This window comes from Kordiimonas sp. (assembly GCF_048264555.1).
Classification (GTDB): Bacteria; Pseudomonadota; Alphaproteobacteria; order Sphingomonadales; family Kordiimonadaceae; genus Kordiimonas.
In genome coordinates this window covers 975,107-997,295 of record NZ_JBLXCX010000001.1, presented here as the reverse complement: position 1 = coordinate 997,295, position 22,189 = coordinate 975,107, and the positions used below count along the sequence as shown (strand labels likewise).

The 22,189-nt window shown below is 57.3% G+C and carries 18 protein-coding genes; 7 read left to right on the top strand and 11 right to left on the bottom strand.

What is annotated here, in order from left to right:
* Nucleotides 1-7: 7 nt before the first annotated feature.
* The 6 genes from ACN0XZ_RS04850 to ACN0XZ_RS04825 all read right to left on the bottom strand — a co-directional run bounded on the left by ACN0XZ_RS04850 (nt 8) and on the right by ACN0XZ_RS04825 (nt 9,989).
* Nucleotides 8-1,249 (bottom strand): MFS transporter, encoded by a 1,242-nt coding sequence (locus ACN0XZ_RS04850; protein WP_417456582.1) that lies wholly within the window; start codon nt 1,247-1,249, stop codon nt 8-10.
* Entirely contained in the window at nt 1,246-2,937 is a 1,692-nt protein-coding gene (locus ACN0XZ_RS04845; RefSeq protein ID WP_417456581.1) for a serine hydrolase, read from the bottom strand. The genes ACN0XZ_RS04850 and ACN0XZ_RS04845 overlap by 4 nt, the downstream gene beginning before the upstream one ends.
* On the bottom strand, nt 2,934-4,367 hold the full coding sequence (locus ACN0XZ_RS04840; protein ID WP_417456580.1) for a sulfotransferase: 1,434 nt from the start codon (nt 4,365-4,367) through the stop codon (nt 2,934-2,936). The genes ACN0XZ_RS04845 and ACN0XZ_RS04840 overlap by 4 nt, the downstream gene beginning before the upstream one ends.
* Nucleotides 4,368-4,517: 150 nt before the next feature.
* On the bottom strand, nt 4,518-6,884 hold the full coding sequence (locus ACN0XZ_RS04835) for a TonB-dependent receptor (RefSeq protein ID WP_417456579.1): 2,367 nt from the start codon (nt 6,882-6,884) through the stop codon (nt 4,518-4,520).
* Between the two features lie 94 nt (nt 6,885-6,978).
* The gene (locus tag ACN0XZ_RS04830; RefSeq protein WP_417456578.1) at nt 6,979-7,602 is read right to left on the bottom strand and encodes a TetR/AcrR family transcriptional regulator; all 624 of its coding nucleotides are present in this window, start codon (nt 7,600-7,602) and stop codon (nt 6,979-6,981) included.
* A gap of 161 nt (nt 7,603-7,763) precedes the next feature.
* Nucleotides 7,764-9,989, bottom strand: a complete 2,226-nt coding sequence (locus ACN0XZ_RS04825; RefSeq protein ID WP_417456577.1) for a molybdopterin cofactor-binding domain-containing protein — start codon at nt 9,987-9,989, stop codon at nt 7,764-7,766.
* 245 nt (nt 9,990-10,234) lie between these two features.
* On the opposite strand from ACN0XZ_RS04825, the gene ACN0XZ_RS04820 reads away from it, so the two are divergent.
* Nucleotides 10,235-12,394 carry a TonB-dependent siderophore receptor gene (locus ACN0XZ_RS04820; RefSeq protein ID WP_417456576.1) on the top strand — a complete coding sequence of 720 codons (2,160 nt, stop codon included), beginning with the start codon at nt 10,235-10,237 and terminating at the stop codon, nt 12,392-12,394.
* A 69-nt stretch (nt 12,395-12,463) separates the two neighbouring features.
* Here the strand turns inward: ACN0XZ_RS04820 and ACN0XZ_RS04815 are convergent, their stop codons facing one another.
* The 3 genes from ACN0XZ_RS04815 to ACN0XZ_RS04805 are packed head-to-tail and all read right to left on the bottom strand — an operon-like array spanning nt 12,464 to nt 14,124.
* Entirely contained in the window at nt 12,464-12,949 is a 486-nt protein-coding gene (locus ACN0XZ_RS04815) for a DUF2938 domain-containing protein (RefSeq protein WP_417456575.1), read from the bottom strand.
* Between the two features lie 49 nt (nt 12,950-12,998).
* On the bottom strand, nt 12,999-13,748 hold the full coding sequence (gene modA, locus ACN0XZ_RS04810; RefSeq protein ID WP_417456574.1) for a molybdate ABC transporter substrate-binding protein: 750 nt from the start codon (nt 13,746-13,748) through the stop codon (nt 12,999-13,001).
* Nucleotides 13,749-13,806: 58 nt separating this feature from the next.
* Nucleotides 13,807-14,124, bottom strand: a complete 318-nt coding sequence (locus ACN0XZ_RS04805) for a winged helix-turn-helix domain-containing protein (RefSeq protein WP_417456573.1) — start codon at nt 14,122-14,124, stop codon at nt 13,807-13,809.
* Nucleotides 14,125-14,246: 122 nt separating this feature from the next.
* Between ACN0XZ_RS04805 and ACN0XZ_RS04800 the strand changes: the two genes are divergently transcribed.
* Entirely contained in the window at nt 14,247-15,539 is a 1,293-nt protein-coding gene (locus ACN0XZ_RS04800; protein WP_417456572.1) for a glycerate kinase type-2 family protein, read from the top strand.
* 21 nt (nt 15,540-15,560) lie between these two features.
* On the opposite strand, the gene ACN0XZ_RS04795 is transcribed toward ACN0XZ_RS04800, so the two are convergent.
* Nucleotides 15,561-16,190 (bottom strand): 2OG-Fe(II) oxygenase, encoded by a 630-nt coding sequence (locus ACN0XZ_RS04795; protein ID WP_417456571.1) that lies wholly within the window; start codon nt 16,188-16,190, stop codon nt 15,561-15,563.
* A gap of 5 nt (nt 16,191-16,195) precedes the next feature.
* On the bottom strand, nt 16,196-16,408 hold the full coding sequence (locus ACN0XZ_RS04790) for a hypothetical protein (RefSeq protein ID WP_417456570.1): 213 nt from the start codon (nt 16,406-16,408) through the stop codon (nt 16,196-16,198).
* A gap of 113 nt (nt 16,409-16,521) precedes the next feature.
* On the opposite strand from ACN0XZ_RS04790, the gene ACN0XZ_RS04785 reads away from it, so the two are divergent.
* From ACN0XZ_RS04785 to ACN0XZ_RS04765, 5 genes are all read left to right on the top strand, one after another.
* A complete protein-coding gene (locus ACN0XZ_RS04785; protein ID WP_417456569.1) occupies nt 16,522-17,385 on the top strand; it encodes a LysR family transcriptional regulator in 864 nt (287 codons plus the stop codon).
* 126 nt (nt 17,386-17,511) lie between these two features.
* Nucleotides 17,512-18,648 carry an NAD(P)/FAD-dependent oxidoreductase gene (locus ACN0XZ_RS04780; protein ID WP_417456568.1) on the top strand — a complete coding sequence of 379 codons (1,137 nt, stop codon included), beginning with the start codon at nt 17,512-17,514 and terminating at the stop codon, nt 18,646-18,648.
* A 57-nt stretch (nt 18,649-18,705) separates the two neighbouring features.
* A complete protein-coding gene (locus ACN0XZ_RS04775; RefSeq protein ID WP_417456567.1) occupies nt 18,706-19,899 on the top strand; it encodes a serine hydrolase domain-containing protein in 1,194 nt (397 codons plus the stop codon).
* A 9-nt stretch (nt 19,900-19,908) separates the two neighbouring features.
* Nucleotides 19,909-21,408, top strand: a complete 1,500-nt coding sequence (locus ACN0XZ_RS04770) for an N-acyl-D-amino-acid deacylase family protein (protein ID WP_417456566.1) — start codon at nt 19,909-19,911, stop codon at nt 21,406-21,408.
* A 98-nt stretch (nt 21,409-21,506) separates the two neighbouring features.
* A complete protein-coding gene (locus ACN0XZ_RS04765; RefSeq protein ID WP_417456565.1) occupies nt 21,507-22,049 on the top strand; it encodes a dihydrofolate reductase family protein in 543 nt (180 codons plus the stop codon).
* The last annotated feature ends 140 nt before the right edge of the window (nt 22,050-22,189 follow it).

Here is a 22,189-nt window from a genome sequence, read left to right as displayed (position 1 = left end):
TCCCTCCCTACTCGATTACTTCTTGTGCGGTTTGAGGCTGCATGGGGGCAATGTCTGGTTCGCGGCCCGCCTTCTGGTCGAGAAGCCGGGCTGGCATAAAGGCGGTCACAAGGCACAGCACAATACCCATGATCGCCAGGTTGATCAGCAGGGTGTAATTGCTTTCACCAATCACAAGCGCCGCAACAAATGGCCCCGACGCCAGCCCCATTTTTGAGAAAAAGCCCGATAGAGCCGCCATCTGCCCCTTACCGTCAAACGCGGCGCACATACCCAACAGATACGGGATGAGGAACGCCCAGGTGATGCCGGTGATCACATTGGCGATAAAAAAGAGCGTCGCATTCGATGAAAACCGAAACAGGACCATGCCAACAATGGTGACCACAAGCCCAAGAAGAAGCGGCTTCAACCGGCCGTTTTTGAGCCCGATAACATAAACAAACACCGCCCCCGCCACTGATATCCAGTTTGCGAAACCGAGTGTTGTGCTGATGCTGCCGGTGGTGAGGCCCGCGTGTTTACCAAGTTCAATCACATAGGCTGCCAGGCCCATATTGGCTGCCTGAAAACAGAACACCGCAAGAAGTGCCAGAACTAGCGGCTTGAAATACACACCTGAGCCGTCTCGCTCTGCCTCCATTACGGTTTTTTCCTTGGCGGGATATGAGGCAAGGAAAGGCAGCATCGCGAGCGTGACGAGGCTGAAAGCCATCAGCGCAATGAAAAGCACGGAGGTACCATAAAGCGGCACCAGCTTTGGCAATGTCATCAGCCCAACACCGCCAAGGCCATATTGCACCACTAGCAGCATGCCAAAGGTTTTATCTGGCGCAGGCGTGCGCGCGATCACAGAAAAACCAATGCCTACCAGAAAACCGCCAATGGAGCCATGCAGGAAACGCATCGCGATGAGTATATTGCCATCCGTTTGTACGGTTGAGGCGATATCAACGAGGATGAGGCCAATAAGGGCCGCTATTGCGGCCTTTTTCCAGCGAAGGTGTTTGATAGCGAAAACCGCCACCAGCGCACCAAGCGATGCACCATATACATTGGCAGAGGCGACATAACCCGCCGTCGATTTTGAGAAACCAAGCCCCTCAACAAGGCCACTCACGAGCGCAGGCATGATATTGACATAAAACAGACCCGCCGTGGTGAGGAATGCCAGCAAAACCGGCGCGATATGCCCTGTGGGGGAAGCTTGCCTCAGCCCCCCTGTTGAGGTCGTGGTATTGCCGGTCATCGTGTTGCTCCGCAGATTGGGGTAACGGCTGACAAAGCCTTGACAGGTTCAGCGAACTTGTGGACACCGCTATCGCTGAAATAATAATAAACGTTGCCGCCCGGTAGCAGCACAACGGTGATGCCGCCAAAGCCGGAGAAGAACGGCAACCATGTATCCTCCCCGCACCCAAGGCTTTCCCGCGCGTTCCACGCCCAGAAGCCATTTTTATAGCGCAGGGTTTTGCCGCCCGCTTCCAGGCCCCGGTCTCGCGTGTTGCGCTGCATCGCGGCGGCAAGGCCCGCTTGGTCAAACTTCACCGAAAGCCCTTCATCGCCTCGCGCAAGCAAGTGGGCAAGGCGGGCGATGTCATCTGCCGTGAAAGCCATACCGTAACCTGTGAAAGGCTCGGCATCAGACCCGGCTGTGCGGCGCATCACGCTGAGAAGCGGGCTCAGGTGTAGCTCACGCCAGATGGGTAACAGGTGATCACGATAATAATCGGCGCCCAGCCCTTCCTCGTGTTCCAGATAGGCATTCATGGCAACACCCAGCAGATAGGTATCTGAGGTGTGATAGACCCAGCGCGAGCCCGGCTTTGCACGCGGTTTGAAATGCTCGCATGAAAAGGCGGTTTTCGGAGCACCTTCTGTCAGCGTGAAAAAAGGCGCAAAACCTTCTGATGCTTCATCACTATGTGCGGCGCGGCTCTCAAAACGTCCGGTCGACATGTTCAGGAGATCCAGAAGGGATACATCATCCCAGCCCGCGCAGGCCGGGATGAGGCTGGAAACGGGCCGGGAAGAGACATTGCCATAAAGCGCGTCAAGCCGCAGGAGACCAAGGCCACCGGCGAGCGACTTCGCCAGCGAGTATGACGGCAGCACCATGGTTTCGCAGTGTGGGTAAGGCCCGAGGCGGGTATCACACCCACTGCGGTAATGCACACCGTCCAGCACCAAACCGAAGGCGCTCATGGAAGCTAGCGCAATCTCAGATACTTGAGAAAACTTCGTTATATCAATGTCTTGCGTCAGGCCTTCTATGGCTTTTTTGGGCAATTGGGCCGCAAGATGCTGGCGGTGATCCGCCAATATCTCATCCGCCCCCTCCAGCTCACTCGCCTGCCACGATGCAGCATACTGACCCCAGAAATTGAACTGGAAGTAAGCGCAGGTTTCGCTCCCCACCTGCATCAGCGCCCTCGACGCCTGTCCATCCACTGTAACGGCAACCAACAGTGCACCATTGTGGATGCAGTTGGCGTTTTTCTCCATCAGCGCGAAGGGCAGCGAGATGAACCGTCTGCCATCGGCCTCCGTCCATGTTGTACCGGGGGTGAAAATCAGATCGAAGTATGGGTGGCGTGTTTCGATAAGGCCTTGATCTAAAGGAATTATCTGCCGCCCCAGCTGCACCAATTCAACATCGATGTCGGGCATCACCCGCACCTGGGTATCAGGGTTATCGGCCACACCGTATGTGTCGAGCACCTGTTGAAATCCGCCGCTGAGCGCGGTCATATCAAGATGAAGGCGGCCTTCAAGCCGTGTGGTTTCTGCTGCCAATTCCTGCGGCGTAAAGTCCTGGAATGGCAGCGCGAGGTCATATCCGTCAGCGCCCGCAAGCAGTGCATCACGCCTTGCACTATCCGCATAGGCAAAAGGGGAAGCCACAAAAAACCATATTAAAATCAATGTCTTGATCATGATGGCGCCCCTTCGAGCGCGATGCCTGCCGAGACGAGCCGCTCAATGAGCGGTGCGAGATCGTCCGCATGCTCACGCCACCGGCCAATGGACGAACTATATAGAGGACGGCGCACCTGGGCGGCGGAGGCTGTCGCGCTGGGGCTGGTATTTTCATGGAAGGAAAGCACAGCATCTTCCCAACTGAGCCCGCAATATTTCAGCAGGTTTCCAACCTCCGCTTCCGTGTGCTGAACCAGATTTTCATATTGCAGATCAAGGATTTGGCCCGGCATGACGTTATGCCAGTGAGCCATCAGCCTGTCATAAGCGATATAATATTCCGCAAGCTGATCAAGCCTGTAGCTATAGGGATACCCCATGCGGAACAGGGTCTTATAGATGGCGTAACAGGCATCAAGCGGGTGCCGCTTGAGGTGGATAATGCGCGCATGTGGCATGGCGCGGGCAATGATGCCGAGATAGAGGAAATTTGCCGGGGTTTTATCTATCAGAACAGGTGCGCCCAAGCCGCGCTCTGACGTGCTTCTGGCGTATTGTTTCGATAACGAAACAAAGTCTATTTCCGCAGACTTTTCAATAAGTTCCATCCGACCTCTCACAGGGCCAGCCAGCCTTACGATAGCGCTTGCCAGATCGCTGATTTCCCCCAGGCTCGCCACCTCAGAGTGGGAGCTTAGGATACGGTCCACCAGCGTCGTGCCGGTGCGCGGCAACCCGACGATAAACACCGGTTTTCCTTGGTTCTCGGGTGTTGCGGGGTGTGGCGCCGATGTGGCATGTGTGGCCGAAAGTGTGGCGGGATCCGTGTCATAACTGCCGGAATCTGTGGCGGGTGTGTGGCGTGAGTGCGGCGTGAACACCGCCGCGATTTTCGCCATGGTTTCCACATCCTGGCGCACATCATAGCGCATCATGGAAGCCCGCAGGTTTGCCCCGCGCCGAAGGTGACCAAACGATTGTTCGGGTTTCCCCAGATCTTCATATTCTTTGGCCAACGCATAAAAAAGCTGCACCGCCCCTTTCCGGTCCGGGATCCCCGCTTTGAGGAGCGCTTCCATCGCCTCGATATGATTATCGTCCTCACGCCAGCGCCTAAGCGTCGCGCGGTTATAATAAGCGTCATAATCACCGGGCCGTAGGGTGATAACCCTGTCGAGCCAACGCTCCGCCTCCGCCATATTGCCAAGCGCGACCGCAGCCGTCGCGGCGTTATAAAGGAGCCCCGCATCATGGGGTGCGAGCTTGAGCGCCGTTCGGTAGAGCGCATCGGCTTCCCGAAACAAACCAAGCTGGATATAGCGTTCCGCGAGCGCCTGCAATGAAGCGACATCACCTGCCTGACCTTCGGCCTCACCCAATAGGCTGCGCGCCCGGGCGATATGCCCTTCTGCGATCGCGCGGTCTATATCTGGCAGGGATGAAGGCATTCTCTAGGTCTTCTGTTGAACGTTGGGTCTTCTGTTGAACGTTGGGTCTTCTGTTGAACGTTGGGTCTTCTGCTGAACATTGTCTGGCGGTTCGGGGCGGCGATACCGCCCCGGCAGGTGCTCAGTATAATACTGTGCCAAGTTTTTGCGTTAGAAGCGATAGGTTGCGGAAAGCCCAAACGTACGCGGCAGGGCGATCTGCTCCTTGGAGCCATTGCCGTAATAGCCTTCGCTTGGGCGCGTGCCCATATATTGCTTCTTGAACACGGCGCTCACCCCCTCGGCGTTAAACATGTTTTTCACCCAGAGTGTGAAGTCCATATTGCCGTAAACAAGTGACAATGAGCCGTTCCAGATGCCGTAGGCCGGAAGCGTACGGTCAAACTTCGCCGATGTCCCGATCGCATTGCGGGTGGATGACTGCACATACCCATCAATGCGGGAGACAAGGGTCATGCTCTCGCTCAGCTCATAGCGGTGATCAAGCGCCACATTGAACATATGCTTCGGCGCACCAGGTAGCCGCGCACCATCCGCCGCAATCAATGCCCCTGTGGGCGAGAAGAAGTCATCACCGAGTTTTGCATCCGCATAAGCATAGCCAACGGTATAGTGCAGCCCCTCAGAGAGATACCCATCAAGCTCCAGCTCAATACCCTTGGTGCTGGCTTTGGAGCCGTTCTGCACCGCGAAGAAACCCCACGCCGGTGTTGATGTGTTGAGCTGCGGGTCAGACCAGTCCACATAAAAGGCACTGACGGTGTAACGCGTGTTGCCCTTGGTGCCCTTGATGCCCAGCTCGAAGTTATCAACCGTGTCGGCCTCATAGGTCAGCCAGGCTTCATTTTCTGCATAATAGCCGCTTGTGGGCACACCGTTGGCACCGCCCCGGCGATAGCCTTGCGACCATGTACCGTAAAGCAAGTTATCGTCATCAAGGTGATAGGTCACATTCGCCTTGAAGAGCATCTTGTTTTCTTCATTCTCGAAGGTCGATGTCAGCTCAGGGAACAGGTCCGTCCAGAACGGCAGCGCCATAAAGGTGTCTGACCGGCTGGTGTTCTTGAAATAACGCCCCCCAACAGTGACATCCACCTTGTCTGAAAGCGAGTAGGTCAGCTCACCATAGACGGCCTTCTGCTTGAAGGTTTCATCCAGCACATAGTGGAAGTCCTGGTCGCCGGTGATCCACGGCACATCAAAACCAAACAACTCGTCCACATAAGCATTGGCACCATAAAGGTAGCTTTCCTGCGTCGCCTGGCGGTCCTGGTCCTGATAATAAAGCCCAACCACATACTGGAGCGGCCCGTCAGAGTTGGACACTAGCCGCACCTCTTCAATGAAGGCTTTGTCTTCATAGGTGCGCGCGGCCGTCGCCATTGGGCGCGGGAAGTTATAATACCAGGCCAGCCAACCGTTCTGTGCGTAAAAGCCGGTGTTCTCGCTGATGCTCTCCCCCTCGTGATCATAATAGGAGGTGGAGGAGGTCAGCGTCGCGAAACCAAGGTCGAAGGTGGCCTCAAGCGAGCCCATCTCAACATCGCTTTCCGCTGGCTCGAGCTGGATAGAGCCAACTTCATATTTCTCATATTCGTTGCCAAAGCCGTCTTTGCCCACGGTTTGCGCACGGCGTCCGCCCATGTTGTCAGACTGCCGGGTGTAAGTGGCCGTGAGGTCAACCTTGTCGCTTGGCTGCCAGCGCAGGCTGGCGCGGCCAAACCACACATCATAGGTGTCTGCGTCTTCAACACTGGTGTATGACGCCGCGTCGTCCAGCACACCGTTTGGTGCAACAGGGATACCGTTGGCGTCCAGCTCATATACGTTCACATAATCGGTCAGGCCGGGGTAATCCATGCGGGTACCGGCAAAGCGGAAAGCAAGCGTGTCACCGAGCGGGGCGTTGAGCACAATATCACCGGCCCAGCCCATGCTTTCCGAGCCTTTCACGCTGCTCAGTGAGCCGGAAACCTTGCCAGAAAACTCATCAAACTGTGGTTTCTGGGTGATATAGCGCACCGTACCACCAAGCGCGCCCGAGCCATAGAGCGTGCCCTGCGGACCCCGCAGTACCTCAACCCGCTCAAGGTCTTTAATCAGCATATTCGCGAACATCGGCGTGTCATTAATATAGGTGGAGACGGTCGCCGCCGCAGAGGTGGCATAATCACCAAGGGCAGAGCCATCCACATTGAGACCGCGAATGCGGATGCTGTTTACCGCACCTGCGTTCCTTGGCCCCCGGTCCACAATCGCAACACCGGAGACAGAGCGCAGCAGTTCCGCCGAATCGAGCATTTTGGCATCTTCAATGCGCGCGCCAGAAACAGCGGAGATATTATAAGGGATATCCTGGATACGCTCAGCCCGGCGGCTTGCGGTCACCACAATCTCTTCCAACGTGATATCCCCACCTGTCTCTGCGTCCTGCGCAAGCACCGGCATGGCCAGCAGGCCTGTAAGCGCCGTTGAAGACATGAGTGTCAGTGTGGACAGTTTCCCGATAGCCGACATGGCTACTCCTCCCATATTTATGTCGTTTGAAAAAATATGGCAGGCTATTTTTTTATAGTCAACTAAAATAATATTTGTGACTAACGTAAAATCATCATTGACGCGCATAGGGGCCAACAATGATCTCCACATCGCGGGCGATGGCACCGTGCAGGTCATCCACCGTCATGGCCTTCAGATACACATAGTTGAGGAAGTGAATACGCTCCATGCGGGTCAGCAGGAAGGAAAGCTCCTCCGCGTCCACGTCCGCGCTGAGCGCGCCCATATCCTGATACGCTTTCAGCACCGACAGGATCGCCGCCCCAAGGCCACCCGCGATGGTGTCAAGGTAACGCGGTGCCACTTCAGGGTCGCTTGAGGTGGCAACAAAAGCCACCACATGGCCCCACAGCTCCCGCGATAGCGCCGACAGGGTGTCGTTAACGTTGGAGCGGATCACTTTGGCAACAAGTTCAACAGGCGTGTGGGTGGCCGCCTGTTTGCTGAAATCACTCAGCGCTTCCTCGATACCCTCTTCGCCGCGCGCCACAAGCGCAAGCAACAGGTCACCCTTGGTGCCATAATAGTTATAGACGGTGGGGGCAGACACAACGGCACGGGCCGCTATCTCTTCTATTGTGGTATCTGCAAACCCTTTTTCGACAAAAAGCTCACCGGCCGCTTTCTCGATCAGCACGCGACGCTGCGCTTTCTGGCGCTCCCTCAAACCCGTCATGCTTGTTCCTTCTCAACCCGTTTAATTTTTTTATTAGAGGATATTTTTATAGTTGAATAAATATTTTTTTGCAATCCCGAAGGGCAGGAAGGTGTATGGGGCGCGAGCAGATAGCACCGCTCGCGTGTTGCGGGTGATTACCAAAGAGTGCCCGGTAGGACTTAGGAAACCGCTCTTTCAAGCCGGGCAGGCAGTTCCTTTATCCTCTCACCAGTGAGATCAAAGATCGCGTTCAGGATCGCAGGTGCTGTGTCTGGCACCGCCGCCTCACCAACACGGTTGGGCGGGCGCGCGCTTTCCACCAGATGGATTTCAATATCAGGCAGGCTGTCGCCCCGAATAACGGGATAGTCGTCAAAATTGGTCTGGGTAACCTCACCGTCTTCCACAGATATGGCCGGGTTCACCACCGCAGAAAGCGACCAGACGATACTGCCCTCAATTTGAGCCTTCACGAGCTGCGGGTTAACGACTTTACCGCAATCGAAAAAACAGACGATCTTGTCGATATGGATGCGGTCTCGCCTCAGGCTCACATAGGCGATCTGGCAAACATAAGTGCCGTAAAAATAGCTGAGGGACACACCTTTCCCTCGCCCATGCACCGGCGGCTCGGCCCAACCGGTTGTGGTTTTAGCCATCTCAAGCAGGGACCATAGGCCCTGTTGTCTTTCCCGGCGCTGCTGCAGGGCATTTTCATTGAGCCTGTTTTCCCCCGCATGAAGGACAGCCGTTTCCTTCAGCCATTGCTGCCGAAGCGCAATAGGGTCCATTTTCAATGTGGCCGCGACCTCGTCGATAAAACCCTCACGCGCGAGCGCAACCGGATGGGCATCCACACTGCGCCATGAGCCGGGAAAGAGCACAAGGCTATCCCCCTCCGCGTGCCGGGTCGCGCGGTGCGGCGTGGCGCCCGCGTAATAATCCAGCATGATATTACGGCCAAGCCATCCGTAGTTTGACCCGCTTCTGGTCAGGCTCTCCCAGGCAACCGGGTTGTTTGCATCATCAAGCACAAGGGTATGTTCGTCAAAGCGCGCCAGATGATATCGCCCATGCCTGATACAATCCTCCCGCGACCATGTAACCTTCACCGGCTGCCGCAACTGTACTGCCAGATACCCGGCCTCAGCGATGAAATCATAGAAGTACCGGCGGCCAAACCCGCCGCCAGACCGCATGGAGTGAATGACGATTTTCTCGGTGGGCACACCGGTGACCTCAGCCACATAGGCGATGGCCAAGGTGGGGGACTGGCTGCCTGCCCACAGGGTCAGGGTGTCGCCATCATAACTCGCCACCGCATTGAGCGGCTCCATCTGGGCATTTTCCTGATAGGGGTTGAAATACCGGCTGCGGAAGACCTTACCTGGCGCCGCATTGGCAATCTCTGCGCTGGTGGCGCCAAAGCTTGCTACATCCCGGATGGTATCACCACCGACCGCCAGCATGTCCTCCCTGATGCGCTGGTCGTCGTGGCTGGCATATCGGCTTTCAGCCCACACCGGTTTCAGCGCCTCCCGCCCCTTCATGGCATGCCAGGTTGAGCGTGCGATAACCGCGACCCCGCTTTTGGTGCCCCGGTATTTTTCCTGCCACTTGTTGTTCGCGTCGGTTTGATAGGGAAAAGCAGGCATCTGGATGGTCCCGGTAACGCCTTCAAGCTTGAGACAATCTGTATCGTCTACCGAGACGAGATGGCCGTCCGTGGTTGGGCTGCGCTCAATAACCGCATACACCATGCCCTCAAGATCAACATCGATCGCGTACTGCTGTGCGCCGGTCACAATCGCGCGGTTTTCGCGGATGGATAAGGGCGTGCCAACAAGGCGCAGCTCCGCCTCATCTTTCAACCGCGCCTCTTCCGGCACCTGTTTTTTCGCGACTGCAGTAAAGAGGGCACTGAAAGGCAAGGTCTCTTTGGTTGACCGCCGGTGCACAAGGCTCATAGCAACCCTGCAGTCATCTTGCGGGCAACCCCACTGCTCGCTTGCGCTTTCAATGAAAAGCTGGCGCAAGCCCGCCGCCGCCTGCCGAAGGGGCGTATAAGCCGCCAGCATGCCATTGCTGCCCGCAGAGGATTCGAGGGAATGGCGAATTTCCATCTGATAGGTGAGGGGTGGCCGCTCGATAATAAACTGGTCCCAATCCGCACCAAGTTCATCACAGATCACCATAGCCAGACCGGTAGACACGCCTTGCCCCATCTCTGGTTTAGTGTCGCGGTAAACGATGGTGCCGTCTCGGTTGAAGCGCAGGTAGATGTTCGCCTGAAAGCTGGCCTCTTCCGTCTCCTCCTCAGCGGTGAGCGGCAGCGAGAGCGTGAGCATAAGGCCACCGCCCGCCACAAGGCTCGATTTAAAGAATGCTCTTCTCGTCAACTGCATGATCACTGCCCTCCCGTTACTTAATAACAAATACAGCGAGAAGGACAGGCGGTCTATGGAACAATAGTTGCGCGAAAAGCCTGTTGGCGCGCGGGTTTTGAGCCCAATCACCTATCCCGATCGCTTAGGCCAAATTAACGCTGGACGCGCCCGCCTTGCTGATATAAAAATGCGAATCATTATTAATATCAATAAAACTTCCGCCTTCCTCCCCACGTTCAAGGCGGGGGCAAAAAGGTTTGGAAATGTCTGCAATCACCACAAAATTCGCCCGTGCGCCTCGCGCCCGTCGCCGCGCTATCATGCTTTCTCTATTGGCTTCCTCCGCCGTGCTAACCGCACCCGTTCTTGGCCAGGAGGCCGCCGAGCGAGACGATGATATTGAAGAGATCATCGTTGAAGGCTCCTACACAACAAGCGAGCTTCTGGATTCCGCAACCGGCCTTGGCCTCTCCCCGCAGGAAACGCCGCAGTCCGTCAGCGTGATGACATTCCAGCGCATTGAGGATCAGGGCCTGCGCTCGCTCACCGATATTGTCATGAACGCGGTTGGTGTATCGGCGAAAGAGCTGGACAGCACCCGCTTCAGCTTCTCGGCCCGTGGTTTCACCATCCAGAATTATCAGCTTGATGGTGTACCGCTTGCATGGAGCCCGGGCGGCGATTCTGGTGAAACGCTGCAGGACACCGCCCTTTATGAGCGGATCGAGATCGTCCGTGGCGCCACGGGTCTCCTCACCGGGGCCGGTGACCCGTCCGCCTCCATCAACCTTGTGCGTAAAACCGCAAAACACCGGGACTTCACCGGTTTTGTCTCGGTCGATGGCGGTAGCTGGAACACCTATGGAGTGCTGGCGGATGTTGCGACGCCGCTGAATGACGCAGGCACGATCCGCGGCCGGGTGGTCGCCCGCTATCAGGACGGGGACAGCTTCCGCGACTGGGGCAGCGATAAAAAAACGGTGCTGTACGGCACGGTTGAAGCCGATGTAACCGATAATCTCCTTCTGCGCGCTGGTGCCAGCTATCAGGACAATGACCCCCTCGGCAGCACATGGGGCGGCTTGCCCACATGGTATGCGGACGGGAGCCGCGCCACATGGGACCGCAAAAAAACCATCGCGCCGGACTGGTCCTTCTGGGCGTCCGAGACCAGCAATTATTTTGCCACCCTCGACTATGCCTTCGCGCCGGACTGGAGCCTGAAGGTCAACTTCAACCGGAATGAAACCTCAGCCGACCTGAAACTTCTGTACCTATATGGCGTGCCGGACCGCGACACAGGCATCGGCCTTGGCGCATCCCCTTACCGCGCAGACACAGAAAGCAACCAGAACAGCATCGACTTCCAGCTGCAAGGGATCTTCAGCCTGTTTGGGCGTGAGCACGAAGTGGTGTTTGGCGGCCTTCACAGCAAACAAAAGACCGAAGGCGGCACCTATGCCGCCAGCAATGTCGACCCCATTGGCGACTTTAACGCGTGGGACGGCTCATACGCTGAACCGACCTGGTCAAGCGACCGTGCCATCAGCGGCGATTATGATACAAAGCAGACCGGCTTTTACGCGGCCTCACGCCTGAATGTGAGCGAGGCGTTCAAGCTCGTGCTCGGCGGGCGGCTCTCGAAATGGGAGCAGCAGGGCGTTCTCTATGGCACACCGCTCGACTTTGGCGACAGCGGTGTCTTCATCCCTTATGCTGGCGTGCTTTATGATCTCGCAGACGATCATACCCTCTACGCGAGCTATACAGAGATTTTCGAGCCGCAAAACGCGCAGGACCGCAACGGCGATTTCCTGCCGCCGGTGACAGGCAAAAACTATGAAGTTGGCCTCAAGAGCAAATTCTTTGACGACCGCCTGCACACCACCTTCTCACTCTTCCTTGTGGAGCAGGATAATCTCGCGCAGCCTGATCCCGGCCACCTGATCCCCGGCACGATCTTTGAAGCTTCCCGCGCGGCCAAAGGTACGGAAAGCAAGGGTTTCGAAGCTGAAGTTGTCGGCGAGATACTGCCCGGCTGGAAACTGAGCGCAGGCTACACCCAGTTCAAGGCAGAGGACGCAAACGGTGTTGGCGTGAACACCTCGCAGCCACGCAAGCTCTTGAAGGTCTTCACCACCTATAGCGTGGGCCAGCTTACTCTTGGCGGCGGCTTCAACTGGGAAGGCCAGAACTATACAGACACCATCAACCCGGTGAGCGCGCAGGCGGAGCGGCTGGTGCAGGGGTCCTATACCCTCGCGAACCTGATGGCGCGCTATGACATCACTGACCAGCTTTCGCTGCAGGCCAATGTGGATAACCTCTTTGACAAAACCTACTATAGCCAGATCGGCTTCTACAGCCAGTTGGCCTATGGTGAGCCGCGCCGCATCACAGTGAAAGCCCGATACGCTTTCTAAGAAGCGCGGACAAAAGAAAATATGAAGGCCCGGATGAACTATCTCGTCCGGGCCTTTTCTTTTAACCCCCTAGCGAAGCGCCTGCATCAACAGGCCCGCAAGATATAACCCCAGCCCAAAACTCGCGTGGGTGATAAGGCTGCGTATACGGGCAACACCGGGGTGGGGTGTTTTGGCGGCAGCGATGCCAAGACCAAACGCCGGCTGCATGATGAAAAAGGGTAAAACCACTGTACCGGTACCAAATACAAGCGCGGGAAGCGGCGACGGCTGGACAAGCCAACCAGGCCCGGTGAGCATGAGAAACGCGCTCGCGAACACTACCCCAATCAGATAGTGCGCTGCCCAGCCAAGGGCCGCCTCGCCCCGCACCGGTTCAGCTGCAGCAATGCTCGCATGCGCAAAACGGCCTTTTCCTATATGGCCGACCCACCGCCCCACAAGGGCATAATCAAGGGAGGGCACAGCCAGCACGCGGGCGCGAAACAGCGCCCACAGGTCCATAAAGAGAGTGGCGCCGACCCCGAGCATCAGGGCTTCAATGATATGGTTCATCAGTCTTGTCTCCTCATCGCTTCCCAAAGCCCATACTCAGGGCACATACTCAGGGCAGGGCATATCCATGGGCCGCGATAATTTCCCGCGCCCTATCGGTTTTCAAAAAATCCAGAAAGCCAATTGCGGCTTTATTGTCAGCCCCGCGGGTGAGCAGCACAGCGTCTTGCGCGATGGGTTGATGGAACCTACCGGGCACCGGCCACCAGGCACCGCCTGAACGCCCCACCACCTGCGACAGGGCAACAAACCCCACCTCTGCACTGCCGGAAAACACAAACTGATAGGCCTGCGCCACATTGGTGCCGCGCACCAGTTTTGGGGCCACCTCGTCAAGCACGCTAAACGCTGTCAGGGTCTCAATTGCTGCCGCGCCATAGGGCGCCGTGGCGGGGTTTGCGATGGCCACACGGCTAACTCCAGCGCCGGTCAAGGCGTCAGCACCAAGCTCCAAGTCGTCCTGCAAAGTGAAGAGCACAAGCCGCCCGGTGGCATAGGTAAAACCTGTACCAGCCACACCAAAACCGTCTGCGACGGCGCGGGCGGGTCGGGTTTTATCAGCCGCCAGAAACGCATCAAACGGCGCGCCTTGTGTGATTTGGGCGTAGAGAAGCCCGGTTGAGCCGAAACTGAGCGCGACCTGATCATCGCTTGCTTGCTCATAAGCCGCCGCGAGCGCCCGCGCCGCTTCCGTGAAGTTTGCCGCCACCGCCACACGCGCTTCGCTTGCGAGCGAGGCGGACGGTAACACCAACAATGCCAGGGCAAAAAAACAGCCTCTCAGGCTATATAACCACATAATCTATCCCGATATATTCTCAAGAATATATCGAATGTGGGGCGGAGCGCGCTTTCTGTCAATCAGATTTGGTGCGCACGAGCAGCTTTTGGGCTTCTTCGTCCGCTGCCCTCGTGGCGGTTAAAACAGCGCTTCTGTATTGGCGCACCACTTCCTCCCCAAACGCTGTGACAACTGCGCCGCCGCGCCCGGCACCGCCTTTGGAAGTTTCAACCAGCTTCTCTGTGAAGGAGCGGTTCATCTGCTCAACCAGGTCCCAGGCACGTTTATAGCTCATGCCCATGGCGCGGCCCGCCGCAGCGATGGACCCGGTTTTGGCAATATTATCCAGAAGGTCAGCCTTGCCGGGGCCCATGGCGATCTCGTCCCCCACCATGATGCGCAGCTTGAGCTTATAACCTTTGCCCGTTGAAATGGATGCCTCCCCTCTTGTGTCTTGCCTTAAACTAACAGCCCTGCCATGAAAATACAGCGCTGGATTACAGCATGTGAGATACCATGAGCCTAGAGACCACAACGCCCGAGTATAAGTTGCTGCATTCCCTGTTTGACGCAGGGCTGAGCCGCGTTGCCCCCGCCACCTGTTTGCCGCCGCATGTACCAGAACCGCTCATAGGACCGCTCACAGGGCCGCTCACAGGCAGGCGTACTCTCGTGCTCGGCGCGGGCAAAGCCGCCGCCGCCATGGCTGAAGCCTTCACAGGCGCCTACCAAAGCCCCTGTGAGGGCCTTGTGGTCACCCGCTATGGGCACGGTATCGGGCGTAGCATTCCGGGCATTGAGGTGCTGGAGGCCAGTCACCCGGTACCTGACAGCATGAGCATGGAGGCCGCACGCCGCATGCTCATGCTCGCAGGAAAGCTTACCGCAAAAGACAGGCTTATCTTCCTCGCGTCCGGTGGTGGGTCGTCTCTGATGTCCCTGCCTGCCCCGGGCCTGCCATTTGGCGCCAAACAGGCGCTGATGAAACACCTGCTAAGCTCAGGTGCCACCATCTCCGAGATCAACTGTGTGCGCAAACATCTGTCCGGCATCAAGGGCGGCAGGCTCGCAGAAACTGCCGGAGAGGCGGAGGTGCTGACCTATGTGATCTCTGACGTGCCCCATGATATCGGGTGTGACGTGGCGTCAGGGCCCACGATGGCCGACCCCTCGACGCTTGGGGATGCCGCAGATATCCTCGCGCGCTACGGTGCACCAGACCTGCCGCTCATCAACCGATTGCTGTCTGACCCCGCCCTTGAGACCGTTAAGGTGAACAGGCCCAGATGGCACAGCAAGGTTATCGCAACCGGGTTTGATTGCCTGCAGGCCGCAGAAACTTTGGCTCAGGCGCAGGGCTATGAGGTTATCAACCTTGGCGCTGACCTTGAAGGCGATGCCGCCACCACAGGCGCGGACCACGCCAAGCTCGCGCTCAAGCTCAGGCAGGATGGCCGACGGGTGATCCTGCTTTCAGGCGGCGAAACGTCTGTGAAGGTGACCAACCCATCAGGGCGCGGCGGACGCAACATGACCTATGCGCTTTCGCTGGCGCTTACCCTGAAGGGTGCACCCGGCATCCACGCCCTCGCCTGTGACACAGACGGCATTGACGGCAGCGAAGATGCGGCGGGGGCTTATATAGATGCCACCACGCTACACCGTGCCACTGAGAAGGGACTTGATGCCAAAAAGGCGCTGGACGAGAACAACAGCTTTGTGTTTTTTGAAAGCATTGGCGACCTTGTTTACACCGGGCCAACCCGCACAAACGTGAATGATTTCCGCGCGGTGATGATCACGCCGTAAAGCGCTTCACGGCGTAGGGTTCTAGCGAAACGCCGGGCCGTGCGCCCATGCGGCCAGGGATACCCGCTCACCTACCTCAAGCGGTGTTACCTGGTGCAGCACAAAGCTTGGGAAAGCGATCAGGGTGCCTTCACCCTTTGGGGCAACCATATGGCTGCCGCCCGGGTTCAGGGTCAATTCGCCCCCTTCATAGGCGGAAGGGTCGCTGAGCTGGACCACAAGGCTCAGCTTGCGGCGCTTTGTTGACCCGGCCCGCCCAATATCAGCATGCCAGTCATAAAAATCACCGGGTTTGCCCGCGGCACCTTCATACCGCAAGAGCTGGAAACCCTCATCAAAACCGTCGATATCGAAAGGGAATACGTTTGCGCATATCTGCGATAGCGCCCGCGCAAACTTGGCCGCGAGCCAGGGCTCGTCCGTATCGTCAAGCCATGTGGCACCGACAGACCGCACCGCATCTGCCTGCACACCACCGGCAAGCCGACCCTTGCTGGCAGCCTGTGCGGTAGCAAGTGCCCGCAAATGAGCACACTCATCCGCGCTCAGAAACCCTTCATCAACATAGGGTTTCAGCAGATTGGTTGACGGTTTTGCCTGGGAGCCAATGAGCGCATGCGGCAGGAACGGAGCATCACCTCGCGGCGACATGGGTCTTATCCAAAGTCTAGCTCGTAGCTTTCGCGCAGTTTCAGCACTTCCGCAACCGAGACATGATACTTGCTGGCGATATCCTCGATAGACTGTTCACAGCTCATCTCGGCATGAAGCATGACTTCGCTGATCGGCCACGTCAGATCAAAATGCTGGCAAGGGTTGTCACCATAACCATAGGCGGGGCGTTCAACATAAAGCTCGGGACGGCGCACGCTAGTATCCTCAAAGGTTGCACTGTAGCTTTCCTTCTGCGCTTATGGATAATATTTGAAAAGCGGATATATTTGATAGATAATATCGGAATATTCGATAGAAGAAGAATTCCATGGATATAGCCCAGGCTCGCACCTTCCTCGCTGTTCTCGAAACCGGATCATTTCTGCATGCCGCAGAGAAGGTGAATGTGGCGCAGTCTACCGTCAGCACCCGCATCAAGGCGCTGGAGGACCAGCTTGGGCAGGAACTTTTTGTGCGCAACAAGTCGGGGGCTGTGCCCACGCTGGTGGGGCAGGAGTTCGCCCGCCACGCCACGGCTATCGTGCGCATGTGGGATCAGGCGCGGCTAACCCTCGCGGTGCCGGAAGGCCAGAAGCGTATGCTGGTGGTGGGCGGCCAGCCCAGCCTGTGGGACGGCTTCCTGCTGCGCTGGTTGCCGTGGATGCATACCCACGCGCCGGACATCGCCATCCGGGCACAAATGATGGCGGCCTCAAGCGCCCTGATGCGCCAGCTTGTGGATGGCCTCCTGGATTTTGCCATATTGTACCGGCCCGTATCCCGCCCCGGCATCATCATCAAACAGATATTCGAGGAACATCTGGTACTGGTTACCAGCGAAGATACCATGGGCAGCGATCCACTTGGTGACAATTATGTTTATGTGGACTGGGGGCCGGAGTTTGAAGCAGACCATGCGCTCAACTTCCCCGATGCGGCCGCACCAAACATCAGCCTGAATGTGGGCACGCTGGGTATCTCCTTTCTGCTCGAGAACAAGGCCACCGGCTATTTCCCGCTGCGCATTGCTGCGCCCTTTCTGGCCAGTGGCGCGCTTGAGCCAGTAGCAGGTGCCCCCACCTTCACCTACCCGGTTTATATCGCCTTCGCTGAAGATCATGACGAAGCGCTTACAAGCACGGTCCTTGAGGGGCTTCGTGAGGTGGCGCGCAGCAAAATACCGCAACCCTGACCCCGCTCTAACGCGCAGGTTACCGCGCTGTTTCATCCCATATAAATTTTTTATTCCTATTTTCAGAATTATTCGATAATTTATTCCAAACGAGGCTGGGGCACCACGCCCCGGGGTTTGGATTACATGAGCAATTCATCATACGATATCATCATCATTGGTGCGGGCATTGCCGGCGCATCGCTTGGCGCGGCGCTGGCACCCCACCGAAACGTGCTTCTGATCGAGCGTGAAGAACAGCCCGGCTACCACTCAACCGGGCGCTCGGCTGCGCTGTTTTCAGAGATATACGGCAGCAAGGCGGTGCGCGCGCTCTCACGTGCCAGCAAGGCGTTTTTTGAAAACCCGCCTGAAGGGTTTGCCGCCGCACCGCTTCTTAACCCGCGCGGCACCATGTTTGTGGCAACCGCCCTGCAGGCTGAAGCGCTGGATGGGCTGAAGGCCCAGCCAGACGTTAGCGCCCATACCCGCTGGATCAGTGCAAAAGAAGCCGTATCCCACTGCCCTATCCTGAAGGAAGAGGCGCTGATTGGCGCGCTATATGAGGACGGCTCAGCGGATATTGATGTGCACGGCCTGCACCAGAGGTACCTCAGGGACATTCGCCACAAGGGGGGCGAGATCCAGACGGGCACAGCTGTTAGGGAAATCAAAAAGCAAGGCGGCGGTTGGCATATCACCACGAGCGCGGGCAGCTATAGCGCGCCCATCGTGGTAAATGCCGCAGGCGCCTGGGCGGAAGAGATTGGCACGCTTGCCGGGGCGCGGCCTATTGGTCTCAAACCCAAGCGCCGCACTGCCATTCTGGTGGCGCCGCCGCCTGAACATAACCCGGCAAAATGGCCGATGGTGATGGATGTTGGGGAGGAGTTTTATTTCAAGCCCGATGCAGGGCATCTCCTTGTATCCCCTTGTGATGAAACGGAAACATCCGCATGTGACGCGCAAGCCGAGGAGCTGGATGTTGCCATCGCCGCTGACCGACTGATGACCGCCGCGAATATCAATGTGCGCCGCATTGAACACCGCTGGGCAGGCCTGCGGTCCTTTGTAGCAGACCGCACGCCGGTTGCGGGCTATGATGCTGACCGGGAAGGCTTTTTTTGGCTGGCGGGGCAGGGTGGATACGGCATCCAGACAGCGCCAGCCCTTGCGCGGTTTGCCGCCGGGCTTATCCTGAACGGTGAGATGGATCCGGCGCTCAAGGCTTTTGGCGTGGATGAGAGTGCGCTGAAACCGGACCGTTTGTGGGCAAAAGTGTGACCGTTTCTATGGCACGGGGGTGGCGGTGTTTTCACGGCATATAAGAGGAAGTGTCGCATGCTAAACACATTTAAATACAAGGCTTTTTCTCTTCTGGCCTGTTTATGCCTCACATCAACTGGTGTGGCGGCGGATGCGCTCAGTGAGGCTTGGCGGGCTTTTGAGGGCCGCTTTGACGGCATGATGCAGGAGGCGGGCACCGTTGGCGCCACGGTAGGCTTCTTCAAGGACGACAAGATTATCGCCCGGCACAGCTACGGCATGGCGGACGGTGAGACTGGCCGTTTGATAGATGACAACACCATCTTCCACTGGGCTTCCATCACCAAAACGCTGACCGCCACGGCTGTCATGCAACTGCGCGACCGTGGGCGCTTGAGCCTTGATGAGCCGATCATCAAATACCTGCCCGAAGTGCGCGCGGTTCATAACCCTTACGGCAGCATGGAAGACATCACCCTCCGCCACCTGATCACCCATTCATCGGGTTTCCGCTCCCCCACCTTCCCGTGGAGCGACGGTGAGGACTGGCAACCGTTTGAGCCCACAGCCTGGTCCCAGGTTGCGGCCATGATGCCATACACACGGCTCCACTTCCCGCCCGGCAGCGCCTACAGCTATTCAAACCCGGGCATCTCCATGCTTGGGCGGGTGGTTGAGATCGTCAGCGGGGACACGATTGAAGAATATCTCACAAAAAATATCCTGATGCAGCTTGGCATGAGCCAAAGCTATTTTGACACCACGCCCTATCACCTCCTCAAGGACCGCTCGAACAGCTATTGGCGTGAGGACGGCAAGACAAAAACCTTCGGGCTTGATTTTGACACCGGTGCCACGGTGGGCAACGGCGGCCTCAATGCGCCTGTGGGTGATATGGTGAAATGGCTGAACGTTTGGCTCGGGCTTGACGACAGCACCCCCGCTATCCTGAGCCGCGAGAGCTTTGAGGAGATGTGGCAAGCCCTTCGCCGCACCGACGATAGTTCGGTCGAGGAATATATGGGCATGGTGTTTTTCACTATTCAAAACACACCGGAGGGCAAGGCCGCGCCCACGCGCTATATCGGCCACACGGGCGATCAGGCCGGTTTCACCGCTTTTGTTTATATCGACCCTGAAGCTGGCACCGCCGCCATTTATAATAACAACACGGCGGGCGACCATGCCTTCCGCCTACGGGAGCAGGTGCGCGCTGATATGTTTGAAAATATTTTCCCCGCCGCGCACACTGGCGCGACCGAAGAATAGGACCACACCATGCGCCTGCTCGCCTGCCTTATGCTCTTTTCATCCGCCGCGTTTGCGGACGCTGACCTTGTGATAGAGAACGCGATGATCGTTGACGGTACAGGCGCAGATGCCTACCCCGGCCATATCGTGGTGGAAGGCGGTGTGATCACAGCTGTGCTGGCACCGGACGAGAAGGCCACCGCCAAGCAGGTGATCAACGCCAAGGGCCGCGTGGTCGCCCCCGGTTTTATTGACCTCCACAGTCACGGTAACCCGCTCACACACTCGTTTGAAAACTTCCTCGCGCAAGGCGTTACCACCGTCACGCTGGGCATGGATGGCAGCAGCGATAGCCTGACAGGCGATGGGCTCAGTGCATGGCGCACCAAGGCCGCCGAGAAGGGGCTGGAGCTTAACGTCATCCCCATGTCCGGCCACGGTACCGTGCGCCACAAGGCAGGCATTGATGATGGCACGCGGGCGCTCTCCAATACGCAAACCGCAGCCCTACAACAAGCGCTCAGGGACGATCTGGCAGCGGGCTCCTTTGGCCTGTCGCTCGGGCTTGAATATGTGCCCGGCGTCTATGCGGAGGAGGCCGAGATGAAAGCGCTTGGCGCAGTGATCGAGGCTGAGGACGCCATCATCATGAGCCATATGCGCAGCGAAGATAATGCGGACGTGGAAGATGCGATCGACGAGCTTGTCGCCATGGCACCTTCGGGCCGTGTGCATATCTCGCATCTCAAGGTGGTGTACGGCAAAGGCGCCGCGCGGGCTGATGAACTGCTGGCCTTTATGGAAGGCAAACGCACAAGCGGCACACGGCTGAGTGCGGACGTTTACCCCTATGCCGCCAGCTTTACCGGTGTTGGTATCATCTTCCCCGAATGGGCGCTGCCACCAACCGACTATAAGGCGCTGCGGGAAAGCCGCGAAGATGAGCTGAAAGCCTATCTGGCCACGCGCATAAAAAAGCGCGGCGGGCCTGACGCGCTTCTCTTTGGCACAGCCCCCTATGCAGGCAAAACCATGGCTGAAGCTGCACGGGAAGCAGGCAAAAGCCCGGTCGATTTCATGGCAGACCTTGGCCCCACCGGCGGTAGTGCCGCGCATTTTGTGATGGACCGCGCGCTCGTTGACAAGCTGGTAACGGCAGACGAGGTTGCGCTTTCAACTGACGGCAGCCCCACCATGCGCCACCCGCGCGGGTACGGCACCTACGCCCGGCTGATTGAATATTATGTGCGGGAGAAGGGCCTGATGAGCCTTGAAACCGCTATCCATAAAGCCACGGGCCTGCCAGCCGAGATTATGCAGATTGAAGACCGCGGCATCATCAAACCGGGCATGACCGCAGACCTCATCATCTTCAAGCCTGAACAGGTGCATGAAGAGACCAACTTCACCACCCCGCACAAACTCGCCACCGGGTTTGACATGGTGCTGGTGCGCGGCCAAAGCGCTTTTGAACATGGCAAAGCAACGGGTAAGCGCACAGGGAAAGTGCTCACAAAAACCCCGTAAGCAAGCCTGATTAAAATTATCCGCAGGACATCTTCCCCTCGCTGGTCGACCATGCCAAATAGAGACCTCACACCGGCAGTTGAAGGAAGAGGCGCAAGATGACAACAGGCCACGTATATATCGCCACAAGCCTGGACGGTTTTGTCGCGCGGGAAGACCACACGCTTGACTGGTTGATGAAACAACCAACAGAGGGCGAAGACTACGGCTATGATGCGTTCATAGACAGCGTTGACGGGCTGGTGATGGGCCGTGGGTCCTATGAGACGGTCCTGAGCTTTGATAAATGGCTCTACACCAAACCGGTGCTGGTCATGAGCACGTCCCTAAGCAAAGCGGACATCCCTGATGAGTTGAAAGGCAAGGTCGAGATCACGAGCGAGACCGATCCGGCGAAGGTGATGAGAGGCTTGCATGAGAAGGGTTGGAAACGTGTGTATGTTGATGGCGGGAGGCTGGTACAATCCTTCATGCGCGCTGGTCTTGTTGATGACATCACCCTGACCCTGATCCCTGTCCTCATCGGTAGAGGCATTCGCCTTTTTGGGGACATTGAGCAGGATATCGACCTGAAACTGCTGAGTTCACAGAGCTATGGCTCGGGACTGGTGATGAACCGCTATAAAGTGGTGAAACCCTGAAGCTGGGCACGCCCCAAACTCCCACGAATAAGCCTTGACTCTGATGGAATAATATATTCAATTTGAGCCACGGGCCTGCGCCCGATTTAGAATAATGTATTCATAAATCCACAGAACCCTAACGCACAGGTCCGTATCAT

Coding starts and splice junctions, on each gene's coding strand:
- ACN0XZ_RS04785 (WP_417456569.1), top strand. CDS start 16,522: ATGGATATAGCCCAGGCTCGCACCTTCCTCGCTGTTCTCGAAACCGGA.
- ACN0XZ_RS04795 (WP_417456571.1), bottom strand. CDS start 16,190: ATGTCGCCGCGAGGTGATGCTCCGTTCCTGCCGCATGCGCTCATTGGC.
- ACN0XZ_RS04820 (WP_417456576.1), top strand. CDS start 10,235: ATGTCTGCAATCACCACAAAATTCGCCCGTGCGCCTCGCGCCCGTCGC.
- ACN0XZ_RS04845 (WP_417456581.1), bottom strand. CDS start 2,937: ATGATCAAGACATTGATTTTAATATGGTTTTTTGTGGCTTCCCCTTTT.
- modA (WP_417456574.1), bottom strand. CDS start 13,748: ATGTGGTTATATAGCCTGAGAGGCTGTTTTTTTGCCCTGGCATTGTTG.
- ACN0XZ_RS04765 (WP_417456565.1), top strand. CDS start 21,507: ATGACAACAGGCCACGTATATATCGCCACAAGCCTGGACGGTTTTGTC.
- ACN0XZ_RS04835 (WP_417456579.1), bottom strand. CDS start 6,884: ATGTCGGCTATCGGGAAACTGTCCACACTGACACTCATGTCTTCAACG.
- ACN0XZ_RS04800 (WP_417456572.1), top strand. CDS start 14,247: ATGAGCCTAGAGACCACAACGCCCGAGTATAAGTTGCTGCATTCCCTG.
- ACN0XZ_RS04825 (WP_417456577.1), bottom strand. CDS start 9,989: ATGCAGTTGACGAGAAGAGCATTCTTTAAATCGAGCCTTGTGGCGGGC.
- ACN0XZ_RS04830 (WP_417456578.1), bottom strand. CDS start 7,602: ATGACGGGTTTGAGGGAGCGCCAGAAAGCGCAGCGTCGCGTGCTGATC.
- ACN0XZ_RS04770 (WP_417456566.1), top strand. CDS start 19,909: ATGCGCCTGCTCGCCTGCCTTATGCTCTTTTCATCCGCCGCGTTTGCG.
- ACN0XZ_RS04805 (WP_417456573.1), bottom strand. CDS start 14,124: ATGGTGGGGGACGAGATCGCCATGGGCCCCGGCAAGGCTGACCTTCTG.
- ACN0XZ_RS04850 (WP_417456582.1), bottom strand. CDS start 1,249: ATGACCGGCAATACCACGACCTCAACAGGGGGGCTGAGGCAAGCTTCC.
- ACN0XZ_RS04775 (WP_417456567.1), top strand. CDS start 18,706: ATGCTAAACACATTTAAATACAAGGCTTTTTCTCTTCTGGCCTGTTTA.
- ACN0XZ_RS04815 (WP_417456575.1), bottom strand. CDS start 12,949: ATGAACCATATCATTGAAGCCCTGATGCTCGGGGTCGGCGCCACTCTC.
- ACN0XZ_RS04780 (WP_417456568.1), top strand. CDS start 17,512: ATGAGCAATTCATCATACGATATCATCATCATTGGTGCGGGCATTGCC.
- ACN0XZ_RS04840 (WP_417456580.1), bottom strand. CDS start 4,367: ATGCCTTCATCCCTGCCAGATATAGACCGCGCGATCGCAGAAGGGCAT.